This window comes from Nitrosomonas communis, from assembly GCF_024102715.1.
In the GTDB taxonomy this organism is placed as follows: Bacteria; Pseudomonadota; Gammaproteobacteria; order Burkholderiales; family Nitrosomonadaceae; genus Nitrosomonas; species Nitrosomonas communis_B.
The window spans coordinates 1-10,403 of sequence record NZ_JAGFJM010000100.1; the positions used below are offsets into that span (position 1 = coordinate 1).

Genomic DNA, 10,403 nt, shown 5'->3' on the forward strand with positions numbered 1-10,403 from the left:
CGGGAACAGATAACGAAGAAGAGAGCTCGGGCTGTGATACCGAGAAAGCGCAACTCGTTAAAGGGTAACGCAGATATGGATTGGGGTTTATATAGATATCGGCATTTGGTGGAAAATGCTTTTACCCAGCTAAAGCAGTATCGGGCAATAGAGCGACACGATACGACAAACTGAAGCGAAATTTTGAGAGCATGGTAGCCATAGCGTGTGGATATCTGTGGCTACCTATGTGAAATGTCAACAGACCCTAGCTGAGTGCTCAGATTGAGGTTTGCAATATGCAAGTCATGCTCACCAATATCTGTAAGAAAACTACAGCTTGATCTATAGCATGAGTCGGAAAAATAATTATGGGGATAATAGAGGGATAGAAAACTTCTTTAGGAAATTAAAAAAGCAGAACTTAAAAAGATTACTTAACCGAATCGTCACAAATTGATTGATCAGATCACTCGCGAGAGCTTATCAATTTCTATCAATGATAAAAATTAACATCGTTCTGGAAGTATTTCAATTTATGTGAAGGAATAGATACGCGCCATATTTTCAAAAAAGACTCGTATCTATTACCTATTTATTATTCAATCACTTCAAAGCAAGCGGCACATCATCTTCTCTTAGATGAATATTTTCAATTATAAAACACTCACCCATAATAAAAAGATAATAGATAACCTGTATTCATAATCAAATTACGCTAATCATATTTTTAATATGGAATATTTAAAAATAACCAACCAGCGAAGCGTTAATTAGCTTACTTCAATCAATAACTTAAATTGTTTAATAGCTACCACCTGAACCAGAACCTTTAGGATTCGCTGCAGCGGTTTTTTTCGCCACGTCACTGCATTTTACCTTTGTGCCATCCGTCCGATCTTTAATTTGCTCTTCCGGTTTTTTATCTTTGCAAGCCATTATATTTAAAATATCCTGCGCCCTAATAGGAGCTAATGAAGAAGTAGTATTTCCGCTAGCAAAAGTATAGGTAGAACCTAATATTAAGAAAGAAGAAATAAATGCAGAGATAATAAATTTATTCATGGTTGAATCCTTTTATTGAATTTAATGATAGCAAATCGTTTTTTAGAATCTAATCGTAACGATATATGCTCGAAAACGATATTGCCATTTCTAACAGAAACAAATGCTTCATAGCGCATCAGTATATAACAGTGTTTTTTATTTGTCAGATAATTTTAACTCTAAAAAAGCAAAATTATAATTGACGAATCAATACCCTCAGATCATATTCATTACCTCAGAATATCAATGTATTAGCGTGGTGATTTGATGCATTTACATTAGATGGATGCTCCTAAGTCTGGAAGGCTTGGTATGGCTCTTATAAAATAATAGGCAATCTGAATTCGCAGTCAAAGATCAGGGATATGGCTTGTTTTATTACTACTTTCTGCGAGACCGAGACCGAGACCGTATATACGCTGCCAACCGTCACTATCGTAATAGCTACCAGAAGGTCCTTTTGCGTGGTTTATGCTAGTGTAAAACAGCCAACTTTGCACGAATTGCGCTGCAATATACTGCACCAGACTGTTCTAGTGGATAATTTGAGGTTACCTCAGCTCTCAGCTCAACCGGCTCAATCAACAGATTTATAAATTTCTCAACCGCAAGCGAAGACGCGCTATCGCTTGAGCATGTATCTGGCACACTCGTGATTCACTTACTCCAAGCACCTCACCAATTTCCCGCAAATTCATTTCCTGTTCATAATGCATACCCATCACCATTTTTTCCCTTGGTGGTAAATTCTCAATCGCTGCAATCAGTGATTCGCGCAATTTTTTATCCAACAAAATTTCCAGCGGCCCATTATCAAATCCAGAGCATAAACGATCCAGGAAATGATCTTCTTCTTCCTCCTGAAAATCTTCATAATAAATTAATTGACCGCCACGCACTCCCTGCATTATCTCGTGGTACTCAGCGAGCGACATATTTAATTCAGCTGCTAATTCCAGCTCACTTGGAGGGCCGCTCAAGCGCTGCTCCAACACTCTCATAGCCACTTCAATTTGCCGCATCTTCTTACGAAGACTGCGAGGCAACCAGTCAGACTCTCGCAGCTCATCCAATATTGAGCCACGAATACGCTGTACCGCATAACTCTCAAATTGACGCCCATATGAACCTTCATAGCGGTTTATAGCATCCAGCAACCCAATCATACCAGCCTGAATTAAGTCATCTACTTCCACACTGGCAGGTAACTTGACCATCATATGGTGGGCAATACGTTTTACTAACGGTGTAAACTCAACTAGAAATTGTTCTTTATCAATGATTCCAGATGTAGTATGCATAAATCAAAATCAGAATTTATTTTTATTTGTTAGGTAGTTTCCAAAAGCCATACTCGATCTTAATCTTTAGAGCTTGTTCTATTTTATTATGAGCATCCTCCTCACCCAGCATCAGTAACATTTACCAATTTTTGATAACTATTGACTGCACTCGTTTAAACCAATTTACTCAGCTTCCAATGCAATCTTTCTCCACTTCATTTATAAATCTGTATAAGTATTATCAGCGACTCATTTAATTTCTAATACAGCAAATAGAAGATGATTTCTTCCATTATTCTTGGAACTTAAGTCCCACTCTAGAAAACCGTCTTACAAGGCGTTGAAGCGTGTAAAAGACAGTTAACCCTCCTGAAAAGCCGCTTTTTTAGCCGCAAAACTGCAGACTGGCGTGCGTATAACCAACCATCATGACATTCAAGGATGCCATGAAGACTGTAAACGCCGCTGCTATTGTTACCAATGCCTAGTTTCAGTTGTAAAAAGCCAGGCCGAGCACCTGATCTTCCAGAACAGTCAGCAACACAGCCACAGCAAATAAACCGCCGCAATTCCTCCCAGATATAAATTGACCGATACCTTCATCAACAAGCCTCTCGTTTTGCGCCCAGTTCAATCAAATGTCATCATTGTATTATGCTGGGATTGTTGGCAAGCTTGCCGGAATTGCTTCTTCCGGCTGTTTTAAATTAACTTAACAACCATTGAATAGCGCCCGGAATAACTTCCTTTTAATGAGCCTGTTTGATCAATAATGCCTGGAAACAAGGCAATACAATGCGAATAAACATGCCAGTTTTTTTCCTCTAGCAAAAATAACAACAAGGAAACAATATGAATTTACTTGATGCCACCTCTCGCATCGCGCTAAGCGCCTATTTGCATGATTTAGGAAAGCTTGCAGAACGCGCCAATATCGATCATGCCGGACGGCTCGATGCGCATAAGAATCTGTACTGCCCTTGGCAATATAATGGCGGCTATCACAGTCATATCCATGCCGCCTACACCGGCATCGCCTGGGATGCGCTGGAAGCCACCGGTCATTTTCCTGATCTCAGGGGAAATTGCCCACCCTTTGTCTCGATCGAAACAGATGCCAACCTGCCAGACTCGGTTGTCAATGCAGCAGCTGCTCACCATAAACCGGATACCTTCCTGCAATGGGTAGTGGCCACTGCCGATCGTGTCGCGTCCGGTTTCGAACGTGATGAATTCGATATCAAATATAACAATCAAAAAGAACGTGACAATCATTACCGTGCTCGCCTGTTAACCCTGTTCGAGCAGATTGACAAAGGGGAAATTGAAGAAGGAGAAATCAAGTGGCGCTATCCGCTGGAACCACTCTCTCCCCAATCTCTCTTTCCGCGCACTGATTGCACTCCTGCCGACGATGCTACCGCCCGCGCGCAATACCATCAGCTATGGAATGCGTTATTGGAGGGTTTGAAGCAGATACCGCGCTCACACCGCGAAAACCTGCCGTTATGGCTTGATCATTTCGATGCATTATGGCTGACCGTATGCCACGCGATACCCGCCGCGACTGCCTTTGGTGTCAAACCGGAAGTCTCGCTGTACGATCACTCCAAAGCAACTGCCGCATTGGCCGCTGCACTGTGGCGCTGGCATCATGAGAAAGACAAACTAACTGTCGCTGATCTGAAAAATGGCTGGAAGGAAGAAAAATTCCTGCTGATCCAAGGCGATTTCTTTGGTATCCAAAACTTCATCTTCGCGGAAGGTGGTGAAACCAACAAACATGCGCACAAGCTGCTGCGCGGTCGCTCCTTCCAGGTCGCCCTGCTGGCTGAGTGCGCCACGCTCACGCTGCTGGATGCACTGGCATTGCCGCCTACCAGCCAGATCATCAATGCTGCCGGTAAATTTCTCATCGTCGCACCGAATACTGCAAAGACTCATGAAGCGATTGAGAAAGCACGACAAGCATTTGATGCCTGGTGCCTGCAGCATGCTTATGGTGAAATCGGCATCGGTCTCGCCGTCACACCCGCCAGTTGCAACGATTTCACGCAGAAGCGCTTTAGCGAGCTGGTCAAGCGTCTGTTCGAAGCGTTGGATGTTGCCAAACACCGGCGTTTCAATCTTTGTCATGCCGATAGCCCTGCTGTCTTCAGCAAGTTCCTGCACCGATTCAATAACGAACTGGGGGTCTGTAAAATCAATGGGCGTTATCCTGCCGAATCAGATGCACCGGGTTATGCCATCAGCCATTTGGCCATGGATCAAATTCGCATCGGCGAGGCACTCACCAAACGCGCCAGAGTGCTGGTTAGCCGCGATGCTGACTCGTTAAAACAAGGATCGCTGGCATTGGATTACTTTGGCTGGCGCATCACCTTTGTGAATGATGCGGAAGCATCCGGCCACTATGGGCAATTGGCGAGAGAGCGCAAGCTGATCCGCTGCTGGGATTTCAGCCTGCCCGATGAAAACGGCAAAGTATTTGATGGTTTTGCCAGACGGTTCGTCAATACCTATGTGCCATATTTCGATCAAACTGACGAAGCCACCGCGGATAAGTATGGACGCTGGCAGGAAGAAGCAGATTTTGATCGCGAATACCCCATCAAGACCTTGCACCACCTAGCCTGCGAAGATCGTCAGCCTGACGAAAACGGACGCTGGCACGGAGAAATTGCCCTAGTCACGCTCAAGGGCGATGTGGACAACCTCGGCGCGCTGTTCCAAAAGGGTTTGGAAAAACCCACCTTCGCCAAATGGGCCTCACTCTCGCGCCAGATCAACCTGTTTTTTGCCTTGTGGCTGCCCTGGTTCTGCGAACATGGCAAGGACGGCAAAAGCATCACTCGCTACCGCAATACCTACACTGTCTTCGCTGGTGGGGATGATTTCTTTCTGATCGGCCCGTGGCGCTCCACCATTGCACTGGCCGGCGAAATGCAACAGTACTTCGAACACTACGTGGTCAACCCAGGCATCACCTTCTCCGCTGGCCTGAGCATGACCCAACCTAAAGTACCGGCACGACATTTGGCACGATCCGCTGAAACCGCACTGGAACAATCCAAAGCACGCAAAGATAAAGAGGGCAAGCTACTCAAGAATGCAGCTACTCTATGGAATCAGACCGTGAGCTGGGAAGACTGGCATGCACTGCTGACCGAATGCACCAATACACTCGAGGATCTGCTTGCACAAGCCGAAGAGCATGGTGCCAAGCTCTCTACCGGTTATCTCTATGACCTGCTGCAATTGGCTGACAAAGCTGAGCGGGCACGGCTTGAAAGAAGGCCGGAGGATAGCTTATGGCGCTCGCAACTCGTATACCGCACCAGTCGTTTCATTGGTAACCGGATCAAATTGAACGGTGATACCAATACCTACAATCAACGCAGACAGTTGATGGAAACGATCAATCAGAAATTTACCGAGGCGTTCGGCATACATCACGGCGCTTATCGTTTGCCATTGTCTATTCTGCTTTATAGCAATCGGGAGTAATGGCAAGCTTGCCAATCGAGACGGTTTCAAAGAAATCGATAAAATGACATCAAAATAAAACTAAGGAGATCAAGTATGTCCTATTCAAATCAAGGAAAAGCTTCCGCTAAAAAAAATAGCGCTCAGAAATTGAACGACTCAAGGATCAATGATATTTCCGCAAAATTTGTAACTGCTTTTCAAACTGTACCGGGCGAGCTTTTTGATACCTGGGCGGAAGAAGTGGCAATCGAATTAGCAGAAGAAGGCAAAGTGGGAAGCTGCAACAAATCCACTCAAATCCGTCACTTTTATGATGAATTGGTTAATTGGCAACAGCGAATCCAGGATGAGGAAACATTCAAAAAATTTGAACCTTTCCTTCGCATGATGAATGCAAAAGTCGCTTATGCAAAAGGACGCAAACCCAAGCTTGTAGGGGATAAGTTTGAACGCTGGTTCAAGGAGGGCATCAAGGCCACCACCAGCGCCCAGGCACTCAATCATTTCAAACTGCATTTCGAAGCAGTGCTCGGTTTTCTTAAAGGCCTACGCGGCTAAACATCATTTAAAAAGGACAGAAAAAATGCAATTAACCCGTATCCAGCAAATCAAAGGCACAATCGAACTCAAAACCGGCCTGCATATCGGCGGTGGTGACAGCGAAATGCGCATTGGCGGCATCGATAATACGGTGATCAAAAATCCGGTTTCCGGCCTGCCTTACATCCCAGGTTCATCGCTCAAAGGCAAGATGCGCAGTCTGCTCGAATGGCGGTTTGGCCTAGTTGCCGCTACTAATGGCAAGCCATTTTCATTTCAACATTTGAAATCAACCGATACACCAAACGCACGCGACCTACTCAGGCTGTTTGGCGGCGCACCGGGAAGTGATACAGACGCAATCGCAAACAAAATCGGCCCTAGCCGACTGGCATTCTGGGATTGCCCGCTGAACGCACAATGGAAACAAAACGTACTGGGTGAACATACTTCTGCAACCGAGGCCAAAACAGAAAATAGCATCGACCGTATCAAGGGCGTTGCAGCCAATGGCGCAATTCGTCAGACCGAGCGCGTCGTCGCAGGCGCACAGTTCGACTTCCGTTTAAGCCTCAAAGTACATGATGACGAAGATCTGCTGAATATTGTGCTGGAAGGTCTCAAACTGCTGGAATACGACAGCCTGGGCGGTTCCGGCTCGCGCGGATATGGCAAGATCAGTCTCATTGATTTGCAGGTGGATGGTGAACCGCTGCAAGCACGCTTTGACCAGATTCAGCCTTTTGCCAGCATGATCGGAGTTGCCTGATATGACCCACACCCTCTATCGCGCCCGGTTGCAATTGCACACTGCCTTGGGCACACCATTGGCAGGCGACACCTTGTTTGGCCAATGCTGCTGGGCGGCGCGTGAGCAGTTTGGCGAATCGGAATTGCAGCGGCTGCTCTCCGGCTATACCGCTGACAATCCCTGGCTGGTCGTCTCCGATGGCTTTCCGCAAGGTTTCCTGCCCAAGCCCACCTTGCCCCAGCTATTTGAATCAGCATCCGATTCGGATACCGAAAAAAATGATCCAGAGAAGCGCAAAGCCAATAAAGCCAAACGCTGGATACCTGTGGATGCTGTCGGGAAGCCGCTCAGATCCATGTTGATGACAGCCAAATCAGATGAGGAGGCTTACACAAAAAAGCCTGTCGGAGCTGTCCAGCCGCATAACACGCTAAACCGGCTGACAGGCACCACCGGCACCGGCGAATTCGCGCCCTATACTCAGCGGCAAACCTTTTTTGCGCAAAACCAAGCAATAGATCTCTATCTAGTGTTGGATGAATCTCGCTTGCCGATCGAAATCTTGCAATCCCTGCTCACCAACATCGGCATGCAAGGCTATGGCCGTGATGCCAGTATCGGTCTGGGTAAATTCAGCGTCGATACAATTGAACCCTATGAATTTGCTGCTGCAGCACCAGGAAAAATAAATGCTTATTGGACACTCGCCCCCTGCGCGCCGCAGGGGCTGGGGTTCGACGTGAGCAACAGCTACTGGCGCGTGATCACCCGCTTTGGCCGGCATGGCAACCGCCACGCACTTGCCGCCAACCCTTTCAAAAACCCTGTGCTCCTTGCCGCTGCTGGCGCAATTTTTGCAACAGACAAGCCAGCCGATACGCTGTTCATTGGTCAGGGCCTCGACGGCAACGGAACACTTTCTTTAAGCCAGCCCGCCACGGTGCAGCAAGGCTATGCGCCCGTAGTCAATTTAAATATGGAGTACGCATGATGAACGACAACAAGAACAAAGTCGATCACCGGTCCATTACCCTCACCACGCTCTCGCCGATCCATATCGGCTGTGATGAGGATTATGTTCCGACCAACTTCGTGATTGAAGACGATCTGTTGCACTACCTGGATACAGCAGTACTGGTCGATGTGCTGAATGACAAGCAACGCCGCGAACTGGGCGCGTGTCACACACTCGACGTCATCCAGCGATTTTTCAAATCCAATCGAAAGGTTCTCGCGCCTCTGGCCAGCCACATCGTCGGTGTAGCCAGCGAAATTGCGCAGGCTTATGAAAACAGAGCTGGCCAAAGCGACAACGAAAATCAATTCCAGATTGCGCGCACCGCCTACCATCCTATCGATTTTTCTCCCTATCTGCCCGGCAGTTCGCTCAAAGGCAGTATCCGCACTGCCTGGTTAGATGCACTCAACAGCGGAAAGCCACTGCAACAAATGGCAGAAAAAAGTAAGGAAACCAATCATGCGCTTCAACAGAGACTATTGGAATACACTGCTGGCAAATTCGAGAATGACCCATTGCGCCATCTGCACATCTCAGATGCCCATCATGAAGAGGAGCCAGCACCCACTCATATTCTCTACGTCATCAGCAAGAAAAAACGGCCAAGCGAACACAATACATCCAAACTGCCGGTTATTCTCGAAACCATACCCGGCATGCTGACTGATGCTTTCACCGGCGAAATCCGTATCCATCTTAAGGATAAAAACACTCTGACATGGCAGCAGCTTTGTAAAGCCTGTAATGATTTTTACTTGCCGCAACTACAAGCCGAACTCGATCACGTCCATCTGGCGGGTATACTCGATACTCAGTGGAAAGAAGCTATCAAAGATCTGCTTAACAATGAACTCCATGAATTGGGCAAAAACTGCCAAGGCTTTTTGCTGCGTGTTGGTAGGCACTCCGGTGCAGAATCAGTAACACTCAACGGTGTACGCGACATCAAAATACTCGGTAAAAAAGGCTCCCCGCTCACCTTCCGTAGCGAAACTACCGAAAAGCGCTTTGCCAGCGAAAGCAAGCAAGCAACGGGCGGCTTACTGCCATTCGGTTGGCTATGGGTTGAATCCTGCCAGGATGAATACCAGTATCTCTCCATCGCCGTGCGCGATAAACTCCGGCCATATACAGACACTTTACGCGATGCACAGCGTGAACGCCTTGAACAAGTCGAACAGGCACGTACAACTTGGCTGGCTGCGATACGGGCTGGCGAGCAAAAACGGATGGAGGAAGAAGAAGCCTTGCGCAGAGAAGAAGAAGTTGCAAAAGCAAAAGAAGCTGAGCTGGCCAGCATGAGTGAAAACATGCGGCAAATCGCGCTCTTACGCGATGAAATCGACAAGCGCCTGGCAATGGGCCGGAAGATTAATGTGTCCGATCAATTCTATGGTGGCACGATCAAGAAACTCGCGTTGCACGCGCTGGAAAACCCGGATTGGAGTATTGAAGAAAAAAATGAGCTGGCCGCCATGCTCGAAGATCGGGCTGGCAAACTGATGAATCTTGACGCCAAGGATCTGCGCAAACAGCTCAAACTGGCTACCTTGCGCGGACAGGCATAGAGGCAGATGTCATCATGAGCACCACCTATCCCCTCGCCCGCTACCGTTTCGATTTCGAAATCACGCGCGCGCTACGGTTGCCTGAATATGCCGGCTCCACACTGCGCGGTGTATTCGGGCGCGCCTTGCGGCAACTGGCTTGTGTCACGCGCGCAAAAGACTGCCGGGGCTGCCTGCTGCAGCGCACCTGCCCCTATCCTGCTGTGTTTGAGCCAGCCAAACCGGAAGCAGCCTCGCTGAAAAATATTGCCACCGTCCCCGTGCCTTATATCATTGAACCACCGGCCTGGGGTATCAGGGACTATGCGCCGGGCGAGACGCTTTCTTTTGGCTTCACGCTAATCGGCAATGCGCAGCAGCATTTACCGCTGTGCATCATGTCATGGCAGCGTGCTTTTGCGCGCGGGGTCGGTGCAGGTGACGGCACGGCCGAACTGCTCGGGGTAAGCACCATAAATAAACAGGTCGATAGTCAGGAAAGCAGCGTATTGATTTACCAGCCAGGCCATAGCATGGTCGATCATCCACAGTACATCACTTTGACCGATGAGACGCTGCCCGAGCGAATCACCTTACGGTTTGAAACACCGCTCAGGTTGCAGCATGAAGGCCATGCTCTGCCGCCGGCAAAAATCAATGCACGCGCCCTGCTCATGGCGTTGGTACGGAGGACCAGCCTGCTAACCGAGATCCATGGCAGCAGGCCGTTTTATAGTGCGAATGAATTT

9 protein-coding genes and 1 pseudogene are annotated in these 10,403 nt (G+C 47.8%); 7 read left to right on the forward strand and 3 right to left on the reverse strand.

Going from position 1 to position 10,403, the window contains the following annotated elements; genetic code table 11:
• Positions 1-233, forward strand: a pseudogene (locus tag J5I83_RS09475) (transposase); the annotation flags it as partial.
• Positions 234-783: 550 nt separating this feature from the next.
• Here J5I83_RS09475 and J5I83_RS09480 read toward each other — a convergent pair.
• From J5I83_RS09480 to J5I83_RS09490, 3 genes are all read right to left on the reverse strand, one after another.
• Entirely contained in the window at positions 784-1,044 is a 261-nt protein-coding gene (locus J5I83_RS09480) for a hypothetical protein (RefSeq protein ID WP_304055354.1), read from the reverse strand.
• A gap of 572 nt (positions 1,045-1,616) precedes the next feature.
• A complete protein-coding gene (locus tag J5I83_RS09485) occupies positions 1,617-2,327 on the reverse strand; it encodes an RNA polymerase sigma factor FliA (protein WP_304055356.1) in 711 nt (236 codons plus the stop codon).
• A 472-nt stretch (positions 2,328-2,799) separates the two neighbouring features.
• On the reverse strand, positions 2,800-2,943 hold the full coding sequence (locus tag J5I83_RS09490; protein ID WP_304055358.1) for a hypothetical protein: 144 nt from the start codon (positions 2,941-2,943) through the stop codon (positions 2,800-2,802).
• 218 nt (positions 2,944-3,161) lie between these two features.
• On the opposite strand from J5I83_RS09490, the gene cas10 reads away from it, so the two are divergent.
• The 6 genes from cas10 to J5I83_RS09520 all read left to right on the forward strand — a co-directional run.
• Positions 3,162-5,816, forward strand: coding sequence for a type III-A CRISPR-associated protein Cas10/Csm1 (gene cas10 / locus J5I83_RS09495; protein WP_304055360.1), 2,655 nt, complete (start codon positions 3,162-3,164; stop codon positions 5,814-5,816).
• Between the two features lie 75 nt (positions 5,817-5,891).
• Positions 5,892-6,356 carry a type III-A CRISPR-associated protein Csm2 gene (gene csm2 / locus J5I83_RS09500; RefSeq protein WP_304055362.1) on the forward strand — a complete coding sequence of 155 codons (465 nt, stop codon included), beginning with the start codon at positions 5,892-5,894 and terminating at the stop codon, positions 6,354-6,356.
• Between the two features lie 25 nt (positions 6,357-6,381).
• Complete coding sequence (gene csm3 / locus J5I83_RS09505) at positions 6,382-7,107, forward strand: type III-A CRISPR-associated RAMP protein Csm3 (protein WP_304055364.1); 726 nt, start codon at positions 6,382-6,384, stop codon at positions 7,105-7,107.
• A gap of 1 nt (position 7,108) precedes the next feature.
• The gene (locus J5I83_RS09510) at positions 7,109-8,080 is read left to right on the forward strand and encodes a hypothetical protein (protein ID WP_304055365.1); all 972 of its coding nucleotides are present in this window, start codon (positions 7,109-7,111) and stop codon (positions 8,078-8,080) included.
• A complete protein-coding gene (gene csm5, locus J5I83_RS09515; RefSeq protein WP_304055367.1) occupies positions 8,077-9,675 on the forward strand; it encodes a type III-A CRISPR-associated RAMP protein Csm5 in 1,599 nt (532 codons plus the stop codon). Before J5I83_RS09510 ends, csm5 begins: the two co-directional genes overlap by 4 nt.
• Before the next feature lie 14 nt (positions 9,676-9,689).
• A partial coding sequence (locus J5I83_RS09520; RefSeq protein ID WP_304055368.1) for a hypothetical protein occupies positions 9,690-10,403 on the forward strand: 714 nt, incomplete at its 3' end.